We start from the raw sequence: 21671 nt of genomic DNA on the forward strand, positions 1-21671 counted from the left end.
CGCCGCCGTCACCTTACTTGGCCGGGCGCGGGAACACCCAGACCTTGTCCGCCGGCAGGGCCAGACGGCAGGGGCCGGGCTCGCGGCCCTCGGGGCCGTAGGCGCGCAGCGCCAGCGTGTTCGCCGGGTCCGCATCGGGGGTGCGGAACAGGTATTCCCAGCGGTCGCCCAGGTACATGCTGGTCAGCAGCGGCATGTCGATGTGGTTGCCGTCGGGGTCGTCCGCCAGGCGGACCTGTTCGACCCGGATCACGGCGGTGGCGTCCTGGCCCGCGGCCACGCCTTCGCCGGCCTTGCCCCACAGCGCCCAGCCCCGGCCCTCGATGCGGGCGCGGCCATCGCGCACTTCGGTGACCTTGCCGTCCAGGCGGTTGTTGCTGCCCATGAATTCGGCGGTGAACAGCGTCGACGGCGCGCCGTACATCTCCTGCGGCGTGCCCTGCTGCTCGATCTTGCCGTTGTTCAGCAGCAGGATGCGGTCGGAAATGGCCATGGCTTCGCTCTGGTCATGCGTCACCATCAACGCCGACAGGCCCAGGCGGATGATCAGCTCGCGCAGGAAGGCGCGGGCCTCCTCGCGCAGCTTGGCGTCCAGGTTGGACAGCGGCTCGTCCAGCAGGATCACGGGCGGGCTGTACACCAGCGCGCGGCCGATGGCCACGCGCTGCTGCTGGCCGCCGGACAGCGCGTGCGGATGGCGCTGGCCGAGCTTGCCCAGGCCGAGCTGGTCCAGCACCGCCTGCACGCGTTCGCGCACTTCGCCCGACGGCACCTTGCGCAGCTTGAGCGGGTAGGCGACGTTGTCGAACACGGTCTTGTGCGGCCACAGGGCATACGACTGGAACACCAGGCCGAGGTTGCGCTCTTCGGCCGGGATCTCCTGGCGCGCGGCGCCGTCGTAGACGGTGCGATCGCCGATGGTGATGCGGCCGCGCTTGGGGCCTTCCAGGCCGGCCACGGCGCGCAGCAGGGTGGTCTTGCCGCTGCCCGAGGGGCCCAGCAGCGACACCACTTCGCCCTGGCGCAGTTGCATCGACACGCCCTTGAGCACCGGGTTGTCGCCGTAATCCAGGTGCAGGTCTTCTACAGAAAGCTCAATCATGAAGTTTGACTCCGAATCGCAGGGCGATACCCAGGCCGATCACGACCAGAACGATATTGATGAAGGAAAGCGCGGCCACGATGTCGATGGCGCCCGAGGCCCACAGCGACACCAGCATGGAGCCGATGGTCTCGGTGCCGGGCGACAGCAGATAGACGCCGGTGGAGTATTCACGCTCGAAAATCAGGAACATCAGCAGCCACGAACCGATCAGGCCGTACTTGGCCAGCGGCACGGTGACGTGGCGCGTGACCTGGCCGCGGCGCGCGCCGGCGCTGCGGGCGGCTTCTTCCAGTTCGGGGCCGACCTGCAACAGCGTCGACGAGATCAGCCGCAGGCCATAGGCCATCCAGACCACCGTGTAGGCCAGCCACACGCTGAAAATGGTGCTGCGCATCGAACGCAGCCATTCGACGAAGTTCTCGCGCGCCCACTCGGCGAAAGGCAGGCCCGACAGCCAGCCGCCCAGGTCGGCGTCGAGCGCGTTGTCCAGCCACATCGGCACGAACAGGAACACCCACAGGAACGCCAGGCCCGCCAGCAGGCCGGGCACGGCGCGCGGCACCAGCACGCTGTAGTCCATGAAGCGGGTGACGTTGTCCGGCTTGCGGTGCATCGCCAGGCCGACGAAGGTGTAGCAGATCACCGCCAGCGCGCCGCCGAAGACGCCGATGGCCACCGAGTTGACGATCGCGCGCATCAGGTTGGGTTGCGAGAACACCGTGCGGAACGCGTCCAGCGACAGCACGTCGAACAGCGACACGCCCATGCCCCAGTTGGACACGAAGGCGCGCAGCAGCACGCCCAGCAGCGGCACCACGATGGTGACCAGCAGCCAGAACGCCACCACGCCGCCGGCCACCCAGCGCCACTTGCCCAGCGGCAGCGGACGGGCGCGCGAGGCCTTGCCCTTGACGGTGACGAAGCGGTTGGCGGTGCGCATCAGGCGGCGCTGCAGCATGACCAGCGGGATCGTCATGCAGATCAGCACCACGGCCACCGCGGCCATCAGGTGGTACGAGGGGATGCCGAGCTTGTTGGTCAGCTTGTACAGGTACGTCGCCAGCACCAGGTTGCCTTCGGGGTCACCCAGCACCAGCACCAGGCCGAACACTTCCAGGCCCAGGAAGAACAGCAGCACGGTGGCGTACAGCATGGCCGGGCGCACCATCGGCAGGCTTACCGACACCATCACGCGCAGGGGCGAAGCGCCACTGACGCGGGCCGCTTCCTCGACGTCCGAGCCCATGCTGCGCAGCGCCGACGAGATATACAGGTAGGCGTGCGGCACGTGCGTCAGGCCGGCGATGATGACGATGCTGGTCAGCGAATACACATTCCAGGGCACAAAGCCCAGGATGTTCTGCGCCCAGGTCGAGAAGAAGCCGACCGGGCCCGCCGCCACCACGTAGCCGAAGCCCAGCACCATCGGCGACACGAAGATCGGCACCAGGATCAGCGGTTCGATCCAGCGCCGGCCCGGCAGGTCGGTGCGGATCATCAGGAACGCCAGCATGCCGCCCAGCGGGATGGCGATGATGGCCAGCCCGAACGCCAGGATGAAGCCGCTTTTCAGCGCCTTGTAGAAATCGGGGTCCGCGAAGATGAAGCGGAACGCATCCAGGCTGAAGACCTTGGACGGCGAAAAGAAGGGCGCGGATAGAAAGCTCTGGATGATGATGAACGACAGCGGCACGTAGATGGCCAAGGCTGTGATCAGCACCACCACGCCGCGTGGCAGGGACTGCCATTTTCTGCGCAATGACTGCATGGGGAAAATCCTGTTATCTCGATAGACGCGGGTCGCGCCCACTGGCCATGAACACCCGGGCCACGGGCGGCCTGGCGGGCGGCGGTGCTACGCCCTCCCGCGTGCTTGCTGCCGGGGGCGCGCGGCCCCCGGCGGTACCGGCGACAGCCTTACTTGCCGGCGGCGGCGCGCCAGTCCTTGATGAACTGCAGGCGCTTGTTCTGCTCCAGGTAGTCCAGCAGCGTCTCGTTGACCGGGATCGGCTTGAGCGAGGCGCCCAGCTTCTTGGTCATGCCGTCGACGTCGTTGTCGCCTTCGATGTCGTCGCGGACCGAGGCCAGGTCGGCCTGGTTGGCCATGATTTCCTGGCCCTTCTGCGACAGCAGGTAGTCCATCCACAGCTTGGCGGCGTTGCGGTTCTTGGCCTTCTTGCTGATGAACGCCACGCGCGACAGCACCAGCGCGTAGTCGGTCGGGTAGGCCACGCCCAGCGACGGGTCGGTCTTGGCGCGGGTCTCGGCGTACGAACCCAGGATGTTGTAGCCGATCAGGTTCTCGCCCGACGACACGCGTTCCATCATGGTGCCGGTGGACGACTGCACGATTAGGCCGCCCTTGGCGATGTCCTTGAGCGTCTCGAAGTACTTGGGATCGTTGGCCTTGTCCTGCACGGCCAGCATGAAGCCCACGGCCGACTTCTCGATGTCGTAGGTGGTGACCTTGTTCTTGAACTTGTCCGGCTGGCTGGCGATCAGCTTGGCCAGGGCGCCGTGCGTGGTCGGCACTTCGTTGGCGGGGATCAGGCGCTTGTTATAGATGAACACCGCCGGTTCGTAGGTGGTGCCATAGGCCGAATCCTTCCACACCGCCCAGGCCGGCAGCTTGGCGATTTCCGGCGACTTGTACTGCAGCGCGTAGTCGGTGGCCAGCTTGAGGGCCGAGTCCATCGACGAGCTCCAGACGATGTCGCCGCTGCTGCCGCCCGCCGCCTGCTCGCTGATGTAGCGGTTGTACAGCTCGGTGCTGTTCATGTCGTTGTATTCGACCTTGATGCCCGGGTACAGCGCTTCGAAGCCCTTGATGATGGGGCCGGCGGCCTTGGTGTCGGTGGTCGAATAGATCACGACCTTGCCTTCCTTCTTGGCGCCGTCGAGGATCTTCTGATAATCGGCCGGGTAGCCCGCGGGAACCGTTTGGGCGTAGGCGCTGCCGGCGGCGATGGCGAATGCAGCGGCGCAGGCGGCCGCCAGTCTGGACTTGGCAAGCATGTCTTGTCTCCGTTTGGATTTGGTATCGACAGGCGCAAGGGCCTGCTTGGCGCCCATCTTAGGTTTCGGCGTCTGTCGTCGTCCTGTCATGGCGCGACAGCCGGGATAGGGGTAATCCCGGTGTCCGCGGCGGGCGGCGGGACCGATGGCCCGCTCGCGGACGCGGCGGGAGGAGCGGTCGCCGCGCCCTAGGGCCGTTCAGGCGTGTCGGTGACCAGCCGGATCCAGTTCTGCACGAAGCGCGAATGGCGCCGCTGGTCCAGCCCTACCAGCAGCGCGGGCGACAGCACCACCGGCTGCACGATGCCCTGTGAGCGCGCCAGCACCGCTTCCGAGGTCCAGCGGCCGGGGGTGTCTTCCATGATCGACCCCAGCGCCGCGTGGCTGGAGGCCACCTGCTGGCCGGCCGGCGACAACAGCCAGTCGACCAGCGCGCGGCCCAGGTCCGGGTTGGGCGCGCGCCGCGCGATCAGCACCGAGCGCGCCAGCACCAGCACGTAGTCCTGCGGGAACACCACGCCGATCTTGCTGCCCGCCGCCTGGCGCGACAGGGCGTAGGAACCGAGGATGTTGTAGCCCAGGTCCATCTCGTCGTTCTCGATGGCGTCGAGCAGTTCGGCGCTGGTGGCCGACAGCCGCACGCCGACCTGGCCGAAGGCGTTGGCCAGGCCCCAGAAGTTCGACGACACCAGCTCGTCCTGCTCGGCCATCAGGTAGCCCACGCTGCTGCGCGAGATGTCGTAGGTGCCGACGCGGCCGTGCAGCCGAGCACGGTCGTGCTCCAGCGTGCGCAGCAGGTCCTGGCGCGAGCGCGGCACCGTGGCCTCTGTGTAGCGCTTGGGGTTGTAGACGATCACGGCCGGCTCGAAGGTGAAGCCGTAGACCTCGTTGCGCCACACCGCCCACGAGGGCAGCTTGGCGGCGTAGGGCGAGGCGTAGCGCTGGGCATAGCCGTCGTTGGCCAGGCGGATCTGCAGGTCCGAGGCGGAGCTCATCAGCACGTCCACGTCCTTGAGCCGGTCCTCGATGGCGGCCTCGTACAGCTCGCGGCTGCCCATCTCGCGGTAAACCACCGTGACGTCGGGCCGCTGCGCCTGGAAGCCAAGAATCAGCGGCGCCACCACCGGCGTGTCGGTGGGCCCGGCGATGGTCAGCACGCGCGACGACGGCTGCGGCGCGGGATAACGGGTGACGACCTCGGGAATCCCGGCGGCGCGCACGTCCGCGGGCGCGGCGGCCAGCAGCAACAGCGTTGTGCCGATGGCCCCGAGCAATCCGGCCAGGGCGCGGCCCGCGCGCTGCCGCGCCAGCGGCAGGATGACGCGCGCCGACAGGCCGCCGCCGGGGCGGTCCTGCAGCCACAACGAGCCGCCGTGCGCCATGGCCACCGAGCGCACGATGGCCAGGCCCAGGCCCGAGCCCGGCTGCGATCCGCCGGCGCGGCCGCGCGTGAAGCGTTGCTGCACGGCGTCCTTTTCGTCGTCGGCGATGCCCGGGCCGCGGTCGGACACGGTCAGCGCGACCCGGTAGCCCGCCACTGGCGTCGCCTGGATATCGACGGTGCCCTCGGGCGCATAACGCAGCGCGTTGTCGACCAGGTTGCGCAGCATTTCCCGCAGCGCCACGCGGTCGCCGGCGATGCGGGCGCGCCGCACCTGCGGCGCGATTTCGATGCGCAGCCGCTGCGCCTCCAGCGGACCGATGCGGCGGCGTGTTTCGTTGATGGTCTCGGCTACGCCCACTGGCGCGCGCGCGCCCTTGCCCAGCCGGTGCGTGATGGTGGCGTCCATCAGCAATTGGTTGATCAACTGGCTGGCGTGGGTGGCGTTCAGGTGGATGCGGCCCAGCCGTTCGCGCAGGCGCTTGGGATCGGTTTCATCCAGCGCCACCTCGGCCTGGGCGCGCAGCGAGGCCAGCGGGGTGCGCACCTGGTGCGCGGCGTCGGCGACCAGGGTGTTGAGGGTGTCCATGATGCCCGACAGGCGTTGCATGAAGGCGTTCAGGGCCTCGACCAGCCGCCGCACCTCGGTCGGCACCGGCGTCACCAGCGGCGCCAGGTCGTCCGGCGCCCGTTGCCGCAGTTCGCGTTCGATCACCGCCAGCGGCGCGAAGGCGCGCTGCACGCCGAACCACAGCAGGCCCAGCGCCACCAGCGACACCACGACCAGCGGCAGCACGCTGCGGCCCAGGATTTCGTCTGCCAGCTCCTCGCGCGACCCCAGCGTCTCGGCCACCCGCACGGTGACCCAGCCGGCATGCTGGCTGGCAGACACCAGCCGTCCCACCGTGGCCACGCGCACCGGCTCGTCGTGGTAGCTGAGGTAAGTGAAGACCGGGGTGGCCGACTGCGCCAGCGGCAAGCCCGGCGCCAGGTCGGCGTAGCCGGTGATGAGGCGGCCGTTGGACGCGCGGGCTTCGTAGAACACCCGTTCGCTGCCCGACAGCATGGCCAGCGACGATACCGGCGGCTCGACGGTGACGCCGTTGTCCTCGATCTGCACGGAGCCGGCAATCGTCAGCGCCGACGCCGCCAGCAGCCGGTCGAAGGCCTGCTCGGCGGCGCGCTGGGCGTAGTCGCGCAGGAAGAACACCAGCCCGATCAGCGCGCAGGCCAGCAGCACCGCGCCCAGCGTGAAGACGCGGCGGCGGATGGAGGCGCTTTCAGGCAGGCTCATGGCTGCGGGCCTGGTAGCCAACGCCGCGCACGGTGACGATATCGATGGAAGCGCCGGCCAGCTTCTTGCGCAGGCGCGAGATCAGCAGTTCCAGCGCGTTCAAAGATCCATCATCCAGGTCGAACAGTTGGTTCATCAGCCGTTCCTTGGCGACGGTCTGCCCCAGCTTGCCCAGCAGGATCTCCAGCAGCCGGAACTCGCGCCGGCCCAGCTCCAGCGGCGCGCCGGCCAGCGTGACGTGGCGATTGGCCAGGTCCAGGCTCAGGTTGCCGTAGGCGGTGACGCTGCTGGTCTGCCCGGCCGGGCGCCGCAGCAGGGCGCGCAGCCGGGCTTCGAGTTCGCGCAGGTCGAAGGGTTTGACGAGGTAGTCGTCGGCGCCCAGGTCGAGCATGTCGATCTTGTCTTCGATTTCGGAACGCGCGGTGACGACGAGCACGGGCGCTTCGAGCCCGGCCGCGCGCAGTTCGCGGATGACGCTGAAGCCGTCCTTGCCGGGCAGGTTGATGTCCAGCACCAGCGCATCCCAGGTTTCGTCCAGCCCCCAGCGCAGCGCGGCGACGCCATCATGCACCCATTGCACGCTATGGCCCGCCGAGCGCAGCTTGCTCTCCACGGCATCGCCCAGGTCGAGGTTGTCCTCGACCAGCAGAATGCGCATGTCCGTCCTCCGATATCGATTGTGATTTTTTCGGGAGTTTAACGGGAGGCTTTGATGCTGTCGCTGTCGGGGGGGCTGTGGTGTTCTTTTGGTCGCCCGTGGCGTCGGCGGCCGGCGGGGCGCGGGGCTACGATTGCGGTCCGGAGCGTTCGCTCCGGACTTCCCCGTTGTCAACCTCGTACGCCTTCGGCTTCCTACGGTTTCCCTCGGGCGCATCTACACGCCCCGCGCCCCGCCGGCCGCCGACGCCACGGGCTACAGCGTGATCACTTCACCGGCGCGGGGGCGAATCGTGTGCTTGGCGTTCTGGCGGCAGACCGGGTCGGGACGGAAGATTTGGCGGGGCCGCCAAAACCGGCCGCGCGGGCGGCCTTCTTTGGCATTTGGGGAGAGGTCGGGCGAGATGCGGAGGAATCGGAGAGGCAACGCCGGCGGTACTACGTTTGGAAGAATCCGGGATGCATCGGGCGTTCTTCTCCCGTGGAAGGATCTGCGATGCATCGCCAGACCTCTTCCCTATCAGCCGTTCTTCCCCAGTATCAGGCGCGCGCCAAGCCCGTCACGCGCAAGCCACCCTTCATCGCGCGCCGCCACTCTCTTCCCCCCGACTGGACGGCACCCCAAGCAAGCAACCCGCCACCCGCGCGCAGCGTCAACACGCCAAGCCAAGACACCGCGTAAGTTGCGGGCGGCCGCCCGCGCGGCCACCCGCAACGGGCATCAGCAATCTCGTGAAGTTTCCTCGCTCTTGCAGCGCCACAGGCCAAGAAAAACGTAGCTCGTCTGGCAGGCGGCCCGGGCGGCGGGCAACCTCTATGCGCCCGACGGAATCCGAAGGCAGCCGTCGGCAGGCGGCCACGAGGATGAGGCAGGGGAAGTCCGGAGCGAACGCTCCGCACCGCAATCGTGGGCGCCCGCCGCCCGGGCCGCCTGCCAGACGGGCGGCCTAAGAAAGCCCCCCGCCGCCAGCAGAAACAACCCAGCGACAAGCCAAATACCGCCCTAGGCAGCAGCCTCTTCAGCCGCCGGCCCCACCTGCCCCACATACCGGCAATCCAGCTCCAGCGACAACTCATCCATCCCCAGGATCTCCACCTCTACCGCCGTCCCGCGCTCCAGCTCGGGCATCCCCCCGATGCGGGTCACGAGCGGGCAGTTGGCAAAGCGCACCAGGTCTTCGCGCAGCACGTGGGCCACCGTGCGGGTGATGTTGTGCTGCTTGAGCCAGCGCAGGCACCAGTAGCGCTCCATCGCGCTCTGGAACTCGGCCCAGGCCGCGTACTGCGCGTCGAACGCGCCGATGATCGCGAACAGATCCGCGTCGCGCGGCTTGAAGGGGGCCACCAGGCGCGCCGAGACGCCGTGCTCGACCGCGGCGATCAACTGCCACTGGTTCACCAGGTCGACGTAGCGGCGCAGCGGCGACGTGCTCCAGGCGTACTGCGGCACGCCGATGGCCTCGTGCGGCAGCGCTTGCGTGCTCATGCGCACGCGGCCGGCCTGTTGCGAGCGGTAGATGCCGGGCACGCCGTGCTGGTTCAGCAGGCCGCCCCACAGATTGTTGGCCAGGATCATGTACTCGGCCACCATCCGGTCCAGCGGCGCGTTGCGCTGGCGCGGCACCAGGCGCACCGGGGTGTCGGGATCGTCGGGGTCGCCGTCCAGGTAGAAGCTGTACTCCACCCGCGAATTGTTCTTGGGCTTGCCGCGCACGTTCTCGCGCTGCGCCGACAGCGCCTGCGCCAGCTTCCACAGCGGGCGCAGCCAGTGGCCGTAGGGCAGGTCAGTGGAAGTGTCGTTCAGGCTCTCTTCGGTGACCTGGGCGTCGAGCATGTTGTGGCGCAGGTTCTCGCGCACCACCACGCGCTCCAGGCGCGTGTCCGATTCGATGACCTCGCCGGTTTCCGGATTGGCCGTCACGTACAGCGACAGCACCGGCACCTCGCGGCCGGCGTCCAGCGAGAACGCCTTGATGACGTTGTCGGGCTGCATCGGGATCTTGTCGCCCGGCATGTAGACGGTCGACAGGCGCGCGCGCGCCAGCTTGTCGAACTCGCTGTCGCGCGTCACGGTCAGGCCGGGCGCGGCCACGTGGATGCCCACGCGCAGGTTGCCGTCGGGCAGGGTGGAGACCGACAGCGCGTCGTCGATTTCGGTGGTGGTGACGTCGTCGACCGAGTAGATCTCGGCATCCGACAGCGGCAGGTCACGGTCGATCGGCGGCAGTTCCAGCTCGGGGAAGGCCAGGCCGCGCGGGAAGTTCACCGCCAGGAAGCGGCGCTTGTGCAGCGCCAGCGCGTGCGGCCAGGCGCCCAATTCCAGCAGCAGGCGGTCGGGGCTCTTGCCGAGCCTGGCGCAGGCGGCGTCCAGCGCCTTCCATTGCTGCGAATTCTTGTCGGGCCGGATCAGCAGCGATTCGGCCGCCTGGGCGATGGGCTCGGGCAGGCGGCCGGCGGCCATCTCGTCGACCCATTCCTGCTGCTGCTCGGCCTGGCGCTGTTTCTTTTCGAGCGCGGCCAGGGCGGCGGCCAGGATGTCGGGCGGGGCGGGGCGGTAGCTGCCCTTGCCGCGGCGGTGGAAATAGGCGGGCGCGCCGTGCAGGCGCATCAGCAGCGCGGCCTGTTCCACCGGGGTGGGGGCGTGACCGAAGTAGTCGGCCGCCAGCGCGGGCGAATCGAATTCTTCCTGGGGCGCGCATTCCCACAGGAATTGCAGATCCAGGGTTTCGGCCAGCGCCGCCGCCTGGGCCATCAGCGCGGCCGGTTCGGGCGCGGCGAAATTGAACAGCGTGTTGGCGCGCTTGATCTTGCTGCGTTTGCCCGACTCCGACTCCACCTGCAGGCTGGCGTCGGTTTCGGACAGGATATGGCCGGCCTTGAAGCTGCCGTCGTCTTCGTAAAACACATACATGGTGAGGGTCGTCCTGGGCGGCGCGCACGCGCCGCCTTGCGCAGCTATATATAAGCGTGTTGATGTCAGAGTTATCGGGGGCCGTCCGGGGCGGCGCCAAGGGCGAATTCCAGCACCTCGGGCATCCAGTCGGCGAAATCGGACAGGCCGTGGTCGCTGCCCTGCACGATACGCTGGCGGCAACCCGCGTAGCGATCGCGCATTTCGCGCCAGTCCAGCACCTCGTCGCCCGTCGCCGCCACCAGGAAATACCGTTCCGGCTGGGTGACGCGGCCGACGTGCAAGGCGGCCAGTTCCGCCACATATTCCGGCAGGAACTGGAACGGCGCGTCGGAATGATACATGCGGTGCTCGCCCACCTGGGTCGCCAGATCGCGCGCGGCCTCGACCGCGGGGTTGAGCAGCACCGCCTTGCAGCCGAGCTGTTCGGCCAGCCAGGTAGCGTAAAAACCGCCCAGCGACGAGCCGATCACGGTCAGCGCACGCGGGTCGGCGGCGCCGGCCAGCTGCCGGTGGGCGATACCCAGCGCCAGGTCAATGGCCTCGCGCGGGCTGGCCGGCAGTTGCGGGCAGGCCCAATCGCGTTCCAGGCCGCGGGCGGCCATGGCGTCGGCCATCATGCGGGCCTTGAACGAGGTCGGCGAGGAACGAAAGCCGTGCAGGTAAAGGATCATTTCGCGCCTTTCCGGTCTGTCAGCCTGGATCGCGGGCGGCCGGCCTCAGCCGCGCGCCTCCAGGGCGGCCAGCAGCTTGCCATGGATGCCGCCGAAGCCGCCGTTGCTCATCACCAGCACCTGGTCGCCCGGTCGGGCAGCCTGGGTCACGGCGGCCACCAGGGCGTCGATATCATCGTAACTGGAAGCGCGCTCGCCCAGGGGGGCCAGCACCTCGGCCGGATTCCAGCCCAGGGCATGCTTGCCGGCGCGGGCGCCAAAGCAGAACACCAGGTCGGCGTCGCGTAGCGAATCCGGCAGTCGCGCCGCCATGGCGCCCAGCTTCATGGTGTTCGAGCGCGGCTCCAGCACCGCCAGGATGCGCGCCGCGCCCACTTGGCGCCGCAGGCCTTCCAGGGTGGTGGCGATGGCGGTGGGGTGATGGGCGAAATCGTCGTAGACCTTGACGCCATTGACCGTGCCGCGCAGTTCCATGCGGCGCTTCACGCCACCGAAACGGCTCAAGGCCTCGACGCCCTCGGCGGCCGGCACGCCGGCGTGGTCGGCGGCGGCCAGCGCGGCCAGCGCATTCATGCGGTTGTGCTCACCGCCCAGCGACCAGCGCACCGTGCCCACGGCGATGCCTTCGCGCCACACCTCGAAGGCGCCGTCGGCGTCGGGCGCGCCGGCCCGCCAGGCGCCATCGGCGCCGAACGTGACGGTTTCAGACCAGCATCCGCGCGCAATCACGCGGTCCAGCGCGTCGGCGTGCGTCGGGCGGATGATGCGGCCCGATCCCGGAATGGTGCGCACCAGGTGATGAAATTGGGTTTCGATGGCAGCCAGATCGGGGAAGATGTCGGCGTGATCGTATTCCAGGTTATTCAGGATGGCGGTGCGGGGGCGGTAGTGCAGAAACTTCGAACGCTTGTCGAAGAACGCGGTGTCGTATTCGTCCGCCTCGATCACGAAGGGGCGCCGCGCCGGGTCGTAGCGCGCCGACACCTGCAGGTCCGTGGCCACGCCGCCGATCAGGAAGTTGGGCGCCAGGCCCGCGGCCTCCAGGATCCAGGCCAGCATCGAACTGGTGGTGGTCTTGCCATGGGTGCCGGCCACCGCCAGCACGTGGGCCCCGGGCAGGATGTTGTCGCCCAGCCATTGCGGCCCTGACACGTAGCGGGCGCCCGATTCCAGGATGGCTTCCATCAGGGGATTGCCACGGCTGACGACGTTGCCGATCACGTACAGGTCCGGCTTGAGGGCCATCTGCTCGGGGCCGAAGCCCTCGATCAGCTCGATTCCCTGTTCGGATAGCTGGGTGCTCATGGGCGGGTAGACGCCCGCGTCGCAACCGGTGACCTTGTGGCCGGCGGCGCGCGCGATCAGCGCCAGCCCGCCCATGAACGTACCGCAGATGCCAAGAATGTGCAGGTGCATTGAAAACTCTCCTGTCCTGCATTGTATATATAGGCGGCCGTCATGCCGGCGCGCCGGCGGTTGCGGCGCAAACCGGCCGCAGCGGTTATGATCGCGCCATGAATCGACGCCTACTCCTTTCCGCCGCCGTGGCCGTTGCCGCCACGGTCGCGGGTGGCTACACCCTGCTGGGCCGCAACAAGCCCCAGCCCGCGGCGCCCGCCGCCGAGGATCCCGTCGCCGCCCTGATGCAATTGCAGCTGCCTGACCTGAACGGCGCGACCCAGTCGCTGGCCGGCTGGAAGGGCCAGCCCATCGTGGTCAATTTCTGGGCGACCTGGTGCGCGCCCTGCGTCAAGGAAATGCCCGAACTCGACGCGTTGCAGAAAAAATATCCGCAAATCAAGTTTGTCGGTATCGGCGTGGATTCTGCCGCCAACATGCAAAAATTTGTCGAGAAAGTACAGGTTTCCTATCCGCTCTGGGTCATTGGCGCCGGGGCCATCGATACGCTTCGCAAGCTCGGAAATCCCAGTGGGGGTCTGCCGTTTACCATTGTTTTCAATGCAGATGGCAGCATTAACCGGAAGATACTGGGTGAAATCCAGCCCGACGACCTGAATCAAACGCTCTCCGGTTTGAAGGCGTAAGTCTGTTGGGCAAATAGTAGGAATTGGCGTAAAAAGCTGGTTTATCGGCTGTTTTGCCAACAATTGGCAATCCACTCATTGGCAAGCGCATGGCGCAAAACATACTGGTATTGCATGGCCCGAATCTGAACCTGCTCGGCACCCGGGAACCTCACATCTACGGCAGCCTCACGCTGTCCCAGATCAACGAGGGCCTGGAGCGGCTGGCCGGTGAATTGGGCGCCACGCTGACCGCGTGGCAAGGCAATCATGAAGGCGCGCTGGTTGACCGCATTCAGGCGGCCCGGCAAGACGGCACCGATTTCATCATCATCAACGCGGCGGCATATACGCACACCAGCGTCGCGATTCGCGATGCGCTGGCCGGGGTCGCGATCCCATTTATTGAAGTACATTTGTCCAACCTGTATAAGCGAGAGCCCTTCAGGCATCACTCATACCTGTCCGACTTGGCGGTAGGCCTCATCAGCGGCTTGGGCGCGGACGGCTACGAAGCGGCTCTGCGTTACGCAGTGCGGCACTGATCTCGCACCAACTCTCAGCTTTTACATCTTATATGGCGCGGACCCGACGACCGGGACGTTGCCGACACTATCTCGGGAAGCAGCTTCTATGGACCTTCGAAAACTCAAAACCCTGATCGACCTGGTGGCTGAATCGGGCATCGCCGAGCTGGAAATCACCGAAGGCGAAGGCAAGGTTCGCATCGTCAAGTTCTCGCAGACCCTGCAGCCGGTGGCCTATCACCAGCCGGAAGCCGGTGTCGCTGTCGCCCCGGCGGCGCCCGCGGCCCCCGCCGCGCCCGCCGCGCCCGCGGCCGAGGCCGCCCCGGTGATCCAGGGCCACGTGGTCAAGGCGCCCATGGTCGGCACCTTCTACCGTTCGCCGAACCCGGGCGCCGCGCCGTTCATCGATGTGGGCGCCACGGTCAAGGAAGGCGATCCGCTGTGCATCATTGAAGCCATGAAGCTGCTCAATGAAATCGAAGCCGACAAGTCCGGCGTCATCAAAGAAATCCTGGTCGAAAACGGCGAGCCCGTCGAGTACGGTCAACCCCTGTTCGTCATTGGCTGATAGCTGAAAATGTTCGAAAAAATCCTGATCGCCAACCGGGGCGAAATCGCCCTGCGCATTCAGCGCGCCTGCCGCGAGCTGGGCATCAAGACCGTGGTGGTGCACTCCGAGGCCGACCGCGAAGCCAAGTACGTGCGTCTGGCCGACGAATCCGTGTGCATCGGGCCTGCGCCGTCGCGTGAAAGCTACCTCAACATGCCGGCCATCATTTCGGCGGCCGAAGTCACGGATTCCGAGGCAATCCACCCGGGTTACGGGTTCTTGTCCGAAAATGCCGACTTCGCCGATCGCGTCGAAAAGAGCGGCTTCGTGTTCATCGGCCCGCGTCCCGACACCATTCGCCTGATGGGCGACAAGGTCAGCGCCAAGCGCGCCATGATCGAAGCCGGCGTGCCGGTGGTGCCCGGTTCCGAAGGCGCGTTGCCCGACGATCCGCAGGAAATCATCCGCGTTGCGCGCGAAGTCGGCTATCCGGTCATCATCAAGGCCGCTGGCGGCGGCGGTGGCCGCGGCATGCGCGTGGTGTACACCGAGGCCGCGCTGCTGAACGCCGTCACCATGACGCGTTCGGAAGCGGGCGCCGCGTTCAACAACCCGGAAGTCTATATGGAGAAGTTCCTCGAGAACCCGCGCCATGTGGAAATCCAGGTGCTGGCCGACGGCGGTCGCAACGCCGTGTGGCTGGGCGAACGCGACTGCTCCATGCAGCGCCGCCACCAGAAGGTCATCGAGGAAGCGCCGGCCCCCGGCATCGCGCGCCGCCTGATCGAGCGCATCGGCGACCGCTGCGCCGACGCCTGCCGCAAGATGGGCTACCGTGGCGCCGGCACGTTCGAGTTCCTGTATGAAAACGGCGAGTTCTATTTCATCGAAATGAACACCCGCATCCAGGTCGAACACCCGGTCACCGAGCTGATTACCGGCGTCGACCTGGTGCAGCAGCAGATCCTGATCGCCGCCGGCGAGAAGTTCACGCTGCGCCAGCGCGACATCACCTTCAAGGGCCACGCGATCGAGTGCCGCATCAACGCCGAGGACCCGTTCCGCTTCGTGCCCAGCCCTGGCCGCATCACCAACTGGCACACGCCGGGCGGTCCGGGCGTGCGTATCGATTCGCACGCGTTCAACGGCTACTTCGTGCCGCCGAACTATGATTCGATGATCGCCAAGGTCATCACCTACGGCGACACGCGCGACCAGGCCCTGGCGCGCATGCGCACCGCGCTGTCGGAAATGGTGGTGGAAGGCATTTCCACCAACATCCCGCTGCATCGCGAACTGCTGCAGGATGCCCGCTTCGTCGAAGGCGGCACCAGCATCCACTATCTGGAAAACAAGCTGGCCCAGCGTCCCTGACCAGCGCATAGCAGGGGGCCTTGGCCCCCTTTTTACTGCCTTAACCGGCTGACCGGGCCGCGGCGCATGCCGCGGCCCGTTGGCCAGATGGAAGAATCATCATGCGTGAACTCGTGCTCCACTGCCAGGAGGCCCAGGCCGAAGCGTTGTCCGACGCGCTGCTGGAAGCGGGCGTGCTGTCGGTGTCCGTCGAGGACGCCGACCTGGGCACCGACGACGAGCGCCCGCTGTTCGGCGAGCCGGGCACCGAGCCCGACGTGCAGGCCTGGGAACGCAACCGCGTCGTGGCCCTGCTGCCGGACGGAGCCGATCCCGCGCAGATCATGGAAGAAGCCGCCGCCGCGGGCGAGCTGGACCCGGCGCTGTTTGCCGGCTGGAGTCTGCGCGACGTGCCCGACGCCGACTGGGTGCGCCTGACGCAATCGCAGTTCGGGCCCATCCACATCGCCGAACGCCTCTGGATCGTGCCCAGCTGGCACCGCGACAGCCCGGACGTGCCGGGCCTGGAAGCGGCAGCGGCCGAGGACGGCGCCATCCATATCGAACTCGATCCAGGCCTGGCCTTCGGCACCGGCAGCCATCCGACCACGCACCTGTGCCTGGCCTGGCTGGAAGCCGAGCTGCCCAAGGGCGCGACCCTGCTGGACTACGGCTGCGGCTCGGGCATCCTGGCCATCGCCGCGCGCAAGCTGGGCGCCGGCCCGACCCAGGCCGTCGACATCGACGCCCAGGCGGTGCAGAGCACCGTCTTCAATGCCGAGGTCAACCACGTCGAACTGCAGGCCATGTTGCCCGACGGCCTGGCCGACGGCACCTTCGAAGTGGTGGTGGCCAACATCCTGTCCAACCCGTTGAAGGTACTGGCCCCGATGCTGGCCGGCCGCGTCGCCGCCGGCGGCCACCTGGTGCTGTCCGGCGTGCTGGAGCGGCAGGCCGAGGAAGTCGCCGCGGCCTACGCGCCCTGGATCGCCATGTCGGTCTGGCGCGCCCGCGACGGCTGGGTCTGCCTGCACGGCCAGAAGGCCTGAGTCCGTTTTCACCGGATCGCGCCATGGCCCTGACCACCCGCTGCCCCCAATGCGGCACGTCATTCAAGGTGGTGCCCGACCAGCTTCGGGTCCGCAACGGCCTGGTGCGCTGCGGCGCCTGCGCCACCGTATTCGACGGCCGCGCCTGCCTGCTGCCCGAGCGGGATGCCGGCATGCCGGCCACGGGCGCCAACCCGACCGTTCCCGTCGCGAACACGCCGCCCGCGCCCGTCGCGCCGCAGACGATCGCCGCGCCGGTCCTGGGGACGCCACCGGCGCCGCCCGTCGACGACGAGGCGCCGCCGCCGGTGCGTCGTCCCTCCATCGAGCCGCGCTCGGTCGCGCCCTGGGACGACCTGCCCGCTGCGCCCGCCTCGCCGGGCGTTTACCCGGGAGTCATCGGCGCGTCCCCGCCCTCCGCTCCGTCTGTCGCGCCGAGCGATGAACCGTCGCCTCGGCCTCCCGCGCCCGCCGTGCCGCCTGCCGTGCTGCGCGGCCGCGACGACATCCGCCGCCGCATCGAACCCGACGCCGCGCTGGCGGAAGAGGGCGACGATGATGAAGACGAAAACGAAGACCTGGATCGCTACGACGACGAGCCGCGCCTGGGCCATGCGCCGCGCTGGCCGGAGCCGGTGGCGCCGCGCGACGAACCCATCGTGGCGGTACGCGACAGCGCGAGCCGCGAGGCGCCACGCCCTGCCCGGCCCGCCGAACCGGTATTCGTGGTGCGCAACGACGCGCGCCCCACGCCGCCCGGCGATGAGGATGACGATGACATCGACCAGCGCCATCACGACGACGAGGACGCCGACGACCGGCGCGGCCTCGACGACGCCGCCGAACCGATCCTGGGAGACACGCGCACGCGCTATTCCAGCGCCACGGATGTCGGCCGCGCCCCGCCCGAGTTCCTCGATGAGGACCGCCAGCAACGCCGCGGCCTGCTGCGCAAGGTCTGGGGCTATGCCTGCCTGATCGGCCTGCTCGCGCTGGGCCTGCAACTACTGTACGTGTACCGCATCGACATCGCCAATTCGGTGCCGATGCTGCGCCCGGCACTCGAAGCCGCCTGCAAACCGCTGGGCTGCACGGTGGGCTATGCGCGCCGCCTGGAACGCATTGCCATTTCCTCATCGTCGCTGCAGCCGCCCACGGGCGCGGCCGCCATCGACGACGGCCGCACCCGGCTGGTGTTGAACCTGGTGCTGCGCAACCGCTACGACAAACCGCAGCATTGGCCGGCGTTGGTGCTGGACCTGACTGATTTGTCGGATACCGTGGTGGTGCGCCGCGTGCTGATGCCCGAGAATTACCTGACGCCCGAGCAGTTGCGCGGCCCCTTCGGGCCGGCGGGCGAACTGAAGATTTCCGTGCCGATTGAAGTGACGGGTGTTCAAGTCAACGGCTACCAACTCGACAAATTCTTTCCCTGAAGGATGACATTCATGGCGACCCCTGTCCTGGTCTGCGGTTCGATGGCGTTCGACACCATCGCGGTGTTCGAAGGCCGCTTCAAAGAGCACATCCTGGCCGACCGCATCCAATCCCTGAGCGTGTCGTTCCTGGTGCCCAGCATGCGCAAGGAATACGGCGGCTGCTCGGGCAACATCGCCTACAACATGAACCTTCTGGGCGGCAAGCCGGTGCCCGTGGCCACCGTGGGCGAGGACGCCGGCGAATACCTGGAGCGCCTGACCGGTCTGGGCATCGACGTCAGCCGCGTCAAGGTGGTGCCGGGCACGTTCACCGCGCAATGCTTCATCACCACCGACCTGGACGACAACCAGATCACCGCCTTCCACCCGGGCGCCATGTCGTTCTCGGCCAGCAACGACCTGAGCGATGCCAAGGCCAGCTGGGGCATCGTCGCTCCGGACGCCAAGGAAGGCATGTTCGCCCACGCCGAACGCCTGCACCGCAGCGGCATCCCCTTTATCTTCGACCTGGGCCAGGCCATGCCGCTGTTCGACGGCGCCGACCTTGAACGCATGCTCGGCCTGGCGCAGGCCCTGACGGTCAACGACTACGAAGCCGGGGTGGTCGAGCAGCGCACGGGCCGCAGCATGGCGGACATCGCCACCGGACTGCGGGCCGTGGTCGTCACCCGCGGCGCCGAAGGCGCCACGCTGCTGACCGAAGGCAAGAGCATCCAGATCGAACCGGTGCGCGCCACCCAGGTGGTCGATCCCACCGGTTGCGGCGATGCCCAGCGCGGCGGCCTGCTGTACGGCCTGACCAGCGGCTGGAACTGGGAAGACAGCTGCCGCCTGGGCAATGTCATGGGCGCCATCAAGATCGCCTCGCGCGGCCCGCAGAACCACGCCCCGTCGCGCGCCGAGATCGACGCCGTGCTGCACGCCACCTACGGCATCCACCTGCCGGCCTGATCCCGCTCCGGATTGGCGGGCTGGCCTCGCGGGGAACCCGGGCGCGTCGACACGGTCAAACTGCCGGAAAAAAACAGGCCGCGGCGGCACACCGCCGCAGCCGTTTCGCAAACGGGTTTTCCGCCCGTGGCGGTGCGTTTCAGTGTGTTGCACGTTAGGCTACCGTCCCCGTTGGGCGGAGTATGATCAGATCGTCGGCTGTGCCCGATCGAGGAGTCCAAATGAACCAAAGCAAACCCTTTTCCTTGTTGACGCCGCGTACCGGTCGGTGGGTGGCCGTGGCTGCCATCGTGACCTCGATGGCTGTCCTGGGCGGTTGCGCCAATCGCAGCGCGTCCAGCGGTGTGTATAGCTATGATCAAGCCCAGCGCGAGCAGATCGTTCGCACGGGCACCGTGACGGGCGTGCGTCCCATCGTCATCCAGAACGACAGGTCCAGCGGCGTCGGCATGCTGGCGGGTGGCGCGCTGGGCGGCGTGGCCGGCAACGCCGTCGGCGGCGGCACGGGCCGCACCATTGCCACCGTGGGCGGCGCCATCCTGGGCGCCCTGGCGGGCAACGCCGTGGAAAACCAGGTGGGCAAGAATTCCGGCTACGAAATCACGGTGCGCCTGGACAACGGCGAAACCCGCGTCGTGGCGCAGGAAGCCGATGTGCCGATCAGCGTCGGCCAGCGCGTGCAGGTCATCAGCGGCTCCGGCCCGACCCGCGTCACGCCGATGTAATCCGCTGACTGCTCCAGCCAGCGAAAAGCCCGCGCGAGCGGGCTTTTTTTCGTCCGGCGGCGCGCCAGCGGCGGGCGAGCCGGCATCACACAGGGCGGGGGAAACGGGCCTGCGCCGCCCGGAATCTGTCGTTCCGCCGCAACGCGGCACCCGGGATTTACCCGCAGGCGTTACCTTTACCAGCTATTTATAGCGATTTGGTCTGTAAGTTTCATGGCGATTCGACGTTCGTAGTGCCATGATTGCACCCGTGAACGAAGTCGCCGCGCGAAATTGATGTAACCAACTGCATCGGCGCCTCGCTCTGGAAGACTGGAATTGTCAGTCGACTTTCAGCTGTTTTCTATATACTCGCCGTCCAGAAACTCGGGGCGGGGATGATTTTGCCGACGAGGCAATGTAACGCCGTACTAGCTATGCATACCGAGCAAGAACTCCACACCAAGATCGGCGCGATCGTCGAGTCGATCGTCATGAAGAAAGTCACTCCCGATACCCAACTGATTGCCACCGGCCTGGTCGATTCGCTCGCCGCCGTGGACATCACGCTGGCGGTCGAGGCTGAGTACGGCTGCAGCATCCCGGCTCCCGAGATCGCCGAGCATCTGCAGTCGGTACGCACGCTCGCCGGCTATGTCGCTGCCAATCTTTCGTAATTCCCGCCTGCTGTCCCACGTCGCGGCCGCCACCACGGCGGTGGCGGTGGCGTATGGGGCGTACTGTGGCGCCGATGATGTGCTGTCGCGCGTCGTCAGCCCGGTTTCGACCGTGGCGGCGTCCAGCAGCAACTATCTGCCGAACCTGGGGCCGGACTGGGGGACTCAGCACGTCAACCTGACCCGCCTGGGCAATGCGCTCAGCGACGGCACCCTGGTGGTGTTGGGCTCTTCCGAGCTGTCCAGCCACGACCTGCGCTTCGTGCCCTATCGCTTCTTCCCCGAAGAACTGAAAGTGCCGACGCTGGCCTACGGCCACGCGATGTTCCAGTCGTACGGCATCGTCAGCGTGCTGGAATCGGTCGCGGATTCCCTGACCCCCAACACACGCCTGGTGATCATGGTGTCGCCGGCCTGGTTCGCCTCGGGCGGCCAGTTGCCGCGCAGTGCGTTCGCCGAACACGTCACCGGACCTGTCTGGGATCGCCTCTGGGACAAACCCAACACGCGCGAACAGATGCAGAACTGGATCAGCGACAACGCCAACTGGGGGCTGCTCTGGCTGATCGCCAATGGCCAGGTCGCCGAGCTCAAGGACAAGCTGTCGCTGTGGTGGAACGCGCGCAAGGAACCCGCGCCCGATCGTCCGCGCAGCAAGCTGTCGGTTCCCGCGCATCGTTTCGTGACGTGGCCGTCGTCGGCGAAGCTCAACGCTGGCCAGTGGTCGCGCCTGACGCACGAGGCGCGCGAAGTCGAGCACCAACTGGGGGGCAACAACCCCTATGACGTGCGCGACGACTACTACAAGCAGTACCTGGCCCCGCTGTACTCGCCGGCGCGCAACGAGTTCGCCGACGTCGACCCGCTCACCCGCACCGAGCTGGGCGACCTGTCGCGTGTCATGGCCTTGCTGCAACGGCGCAAGGTCAAGGCCTACTTCGTGATCCAGCCGTTCAATCCCAAGCTCATCCTGGATGTCGAGCGCTTCGATCCGGTGGTGGCCGCCATTACCGGCATGTGCCAGCGCTACCAGATGGGGTGCCTGGACATGTACAGCATTCCCTTCGAGCCGGGCATGGTGCGTGACGACATGCATCTGGCCGAGCTCGGTTGGGCGATGGCGGACCAAGGCATTGCGGAGTATTTTTCCCGATGAAACTCTTTCAGAAAGACGATGCGGCGCAGGACGACGCCGGTCAGGCCCCGGACGCGCGCAAGGCGGCCAAGGCCTGGGGACGCCGCTTCTTCTGGCATCTTTGCCTGTATATCGGGGTGATCCTGGTGTTCGTGCTGCAGGCGCAGCCCACCACGGGTAGCGGCGGACCTATCAAGGTCGAATTCCAATATCAACAGTTCTGAC

The 21671-nt window shown here is 67.4% G+C and carries 19 protein-coding genes; 11 read left to right on the forward strand and 8 right to left on the reverse strand.

Features of this window, described 5'->3' with window-relative positions; all coding sequences use genetic code 11:
- Positions 1-13: 13 nt before the first annotated feature.
- The 8 genes from AruCF_RS02175 to mpl all read right to left on the reverse strand — a co-directional run bounded on the left by AruCF_RS02175 (position 14) and on the right by mpl (position 12453).
- Positions 14-1102: an ABC transporter ATP-binding protein gene (locus tag AruCF_RS02175; RefSeq protein ID WP_049071108.1), complete on the reverse strand. Its 1089-nt coding sequence runs from the start codon at positions 1100-1102 to the stop codon at positions 14-16.
- Positions 1095-2873, reverse strand: coding sequence for an ABC transporter permease (locus tag AruCF_RS02180; RefSeq protein ID WP_049071111.1), 1779 nt, complete (start codon positions 2871-2873; stop codon positions 1095-1097). The genes AruCF_RS02175 and AruCF_RS02180 overlap by 8 nt, the downstream gene beginning before the upstream one ends.
- 149 nt (positions 2874-3022) lie before the next feature.
- Positions 3023-4120 (reverse strand): ABC transporter substrate-binding protein, encoded by a 1098-nt coding sequence (locus AruCF_RS02185; RefSeq protein WP_049071112.1) that lies wholly within the window; start codon positions 4118-4120, stop codon positions 3023-3025.
- Positions 4121-4308: 188 nt separating this feature from the next.
- Complete coding sequence (locus tag AruCF_RS02190; protein ID WP_049071114.1) at positions 4309-6795, reverse strand: sensor histidine kinase; 2487 nt, start codon at positions 6793-6795, stop codon at positions 4309-4311.
- Positions 6782-7453: a response regulator transcription factor gene (locus AruCF_RS02195; protein WP_049071115.1), complete on the reverse strand. Its 672-nt coding sequence runs from the start codon at positions 7451-7453 to the stop codon at positions 6782-6784. Before AruCF_RS02195 ends, AruCF_RS02190 begins: the two co-directional genes overlap by 14 nt.
- 1002 nt (positions 7454-8455) lie before the next feature.
- Positions 8456-10363: a ribonuclease catalytic domain-containing protein gene (locus AruCF_RS02200; protein ID WP_083036506.1), complete on the reverse strand. Its 1908-nt coding sequence runs from the start codon at positions 10361-10363 to the stop codon at positions 8456-8458.
- A gap of 71 nt (positions 10364-10434) precedes the next feature.
- Positions 10435-11037 (reverse strand): YqiA/YcfP family alpha/beta fold hydrolase, encoded by a 603-nt coding sequence (locus tag AruCF_RS02205; protein ID WP_049071119.1) that lies wholly within the window; start codon positions 11035-11037, stop codon positions 10435-10437.
- Between the two features lie 45 nt (positions 11038-11082).
- Complete coding sequence (mpl, locus tag AruCF_RS02210; RefSeq protein WP_049071121.1) at positions 11083-12453, reverse strand: UDP-N-acetylmuramate:L-alanyl-gamma-D-glutamyl-meso-diaminopimelate ligase; 1371 nt, start codon at positions 12451-12453, stop codon at positions 11083-11085.
- Between the two features lie 98 nt (positions 12454-12551).
- Here mpl and AruCF_RS02215 point away from each other — a divergent pair, with 98 nt between their 5' ends.
- From AruCF_RS02215 to AruCF_RS29405, 11 genes are all read left to right on the forward strand, one after another.
- Positions 12552-13082 (forward strand): TlpA family protein disulfide reductase, encoded by a 531-nt coding sequence (locus tag AruCF_RS02215; protein WP_049071122.1) that lies wholly within the window; start codon positions 12552-12554, stop codon positions 13080-13082.
- 89 nt (positions 13083-13171) lie between these two features.
- A complete protein-coding gene (gene aroQ / locus AruCF_RS02220; protein WP_049071124.1) occupies positions 13172-13606 on the forward strand; it encodes a type II 3-dehydroquinate dehydratase in 435 nt (144 codons plus the stop codon).
- 88 nt (positions 13607-13694) lie between these two features.
- Complete coding sequence (accB, locus tag AruCF_RS02225; protein WP_049071125.1) at positions 13695-14156, forward strand: acetyl-CoA carboxylase biotin carboxyl carrier protein; 462 nt, start codon at positions 13695-13697, stop codon at positions 14154-14156.
- Positions 14157-14165: 9 nt separating this feature from the next.
- Positions 14166-15512, forward strand: coding sequence for an acetyl-CoA carboxylase biotin carboxylase subunit (gene accC, locus AruCF_RS02230; protein ID WP_006388604.1), 1347 nt, complete (start codon positions 14166-14168; stop codon positions 15510-15512).
- Between the two features lie 101 nt (positions 15513-15613).
- Positions 15614-16540, forward strand: a complete 927-nt coding sequence (gene prmA, locus AruCF_RS02235; RefSeq protein ID WP_049071128.1) for a 50S ribosomal protein L11 methyltransferase — start codon at positions 15614-15616, stop codon at positions 16538-16540.
- Positions 16541-16563: 23 nt separating this feature from the next.
- Positions 16564-17976 carry a DUF3426 domain-containing protein gene (locus AruCF_RS02240; protein WP_049071129.1) on the forward strand — a complete coding sequence of 471 codons (1413 nt, stop codon included), beginning with the start codon at positions 16564-16566 and terminating at the stop codon, positions 17974-17976.
- Positions 17977-17988: 12 nt separating this feature from the next.
- Entirely contained in the window at positions 17989-18930 is a 942-nt protein-coding gene (locus AruCF_RS02245; protein WP_049071131.1) for a carbohydrate kinase family protein, read from the forward strand.
- Between the two features lie 221 nt (positions 18931-19151).
- Complete coding sequence (locus AruCF_RS02250; RefSeq protein ID WP_049071134.1) at positions 19152-19655, forward strand: outer membrane lipoprotein; 504 nt, start codon at positions 19152-19154, stop codon at positions 19653-19655.
- Positions 19656-20071: 416 nt separating this feature from the next.
- Entirely contained in the window at positions 20072-20311 is a 240-nt protein-coding gene (locus AruCF_RS02255) for an acyl carrier protein (RefSeq protein ID WP_006388609.1), read from the forward strand.
- Positions 20289-21467 carry a D-alanyl-lipoteichoic acid biosynthesis protein DltD gene (locus AruCF_RS02260; RefSeq protein WP_049071136.1) on the forward strand — a complete coding sequence of 393 codons (1179 nt, stop codon included), beginning with the start codon at positions 20289-20291 and terminating at the stop codon, positions 21465-21467. The genes AruCF_RS02255 and AruCF_RS02260 overlap by 23 nt, the downstream gene beginning before the upstream one ends.
- Positions 21464-21670, forward strand: a complete 207-nt coding sequence (locus AruCF_RS29405) for a hypothetical protein (protein WP_049071137.1) — start codon at positions 21464-21466, stop codon at positions 21668-21670. The genes AruCF_RS02260 and AruCF_RS29405 overlap by 4 nt, the downstream gene beginning before the upstream one ends.
- Position 21671: the final 1 nt, after the last annotated feature.

The sequence above is a fragment of the Achromobacter ruhlandii genome, assembly GCF_002082135.1.
In the GTDB taxonomy this organism is placed as follows: Bacteria; Pseudomonadota; Gammaproteobacteria; order Burkholderiales; family Burkholderiaceae_B; genus Achromobacter; species Achromobacter ruhlandii.

Bases quoted from the DNA above. Each gene is read 5' to 3' on its own strand.
- AruCF_RS02175 (WP_049071108.1), bottom strand. From the start codon at position 1,102: ATGATTGAGCTTTCTGTAGAAGACCTGCACCTGGATTACGGCGACAAC.
- AruCF_RS02180 (WP_049071111.1), bottom strand. From the start codon at position 2,873: ATGCAGTCATTGCGCAGAAAATGGCAGTCCCTGCCACGCGGCGTGGTG.
- AruCF_RS02185 (WP_049071112.1), bottom strand. From the start codon at position 4,120: ATGCTTGCCAAGTCCAGACTGGCGGCCGCCTGCGCCGCTGCATTCGCC.
- AruCF_RS02190 (WP_049071114.1), bottom strand. From the start codon at position 6,795: ATGAGCCTGCCTGAAAGCGCCTCCATCCGCCGCCGCGTCTTCACGCTG.
- AruCF_RS02195 (WP_049071115.1), bottom strand. From the start codon at position 7,453: ATGCGCATTCTGCTGGTCGAGGACAACCTCGACCTGGGCGATGCCGTG.
- AruCF_RS02200 (WP_083036506.1), bottom strand. From the start codon at position 10,363: ATGTATGTGTTTTACGAAGACGACGGCAGCTTCAAGGCCGGCCATATC.
- AruCF_RS02205 (WP_049071119.1), bottom strand. From the start codon at position 11,037: ATGATCCTTTACCTGCACGGCTTTCGTTCCTCGCCGACCTCGTTCAAG.
- mpl (WP_049071121.1), bottom strand. From the start codon at position 12,453: ATGCACCTGCACATTCTTGGCATCTGCGGTACGTTCATGGGCGGGCTG.
- AruCF_RS02215 (WP_049071122.1), top strand. From the start codon at position 12,552: ATGAATCGACGCCTACTCCTTTCCGCCGCCGTGGCCGTTGCCGCCACG.
- aroQ (WP_049071124.1), top strand. From the start codon at position 13,172: ATGGCGCAAAACATACTGGTATTGCATGGCCCGAATCTGAACCTGCTC.
- accB (WP_049071125.1), top strand. From the start codon at position 13,695: ATGGACCTTCGAAAACTCAAAACCCTGATCGACCTGGTGGCTGAATCG.
- accC (WP_006388604.1), top strand. From the start codon at position 14,166: ATGTTCGAAAAAATCCTGATCGCCAACCGGGGCGAAATCGCCCTGCGC.
- prmA (WP_049071128.1), top strand. From the start codon at position 15,614: ATGCGTGAACTCGTGCTCCACTGCCAGGAGGCCCAGGCCGAAGCGTTG.
- AruCF_RS02240 (WP_049071129.1), top strand. From the start codon at position 16,564: ATGGCCCTGACCACCCGCTGCCCCCAATGCGGCACGTCATTCAAGGTG.
- AruCF_RS02245 (WP_049071131.1), top strand. From the start codon at position 17,989: ATGGCGACCCCTGTCCTGGTCTGCGGTTCGATGGCGTTCGACACCATC.
- AruCF_RS02250 (WP_049071134.1), top strand. From the start codon at position 19,152: ATGAACCAAAGCAAACCCTTTTCCTTGTTGACGCCGCGTACCGGTCGG.
- AruCF_RS02255 (WP_006388609.1), top strand. From the start codon at position 20,072: ATGCATACCGAGCAAGAACTCCACACCAAGATCGGCGCGATCGTCGAG.
- AruCF_RS02260 (WP_049071136.1), top strand. From the start codon at position 20,289: ATGTCGCTGCCAATCTTTCGTAATTCCCGCCTGCTGTCCCACGTCGCG.
- AruCF_RS29405 (WP_049071137.1), top strand. From the start codon at position 21,464: ATGAAACTCTTTCAGAAAGACGATGCGGCGCAGGACGACGCCGGTCAG.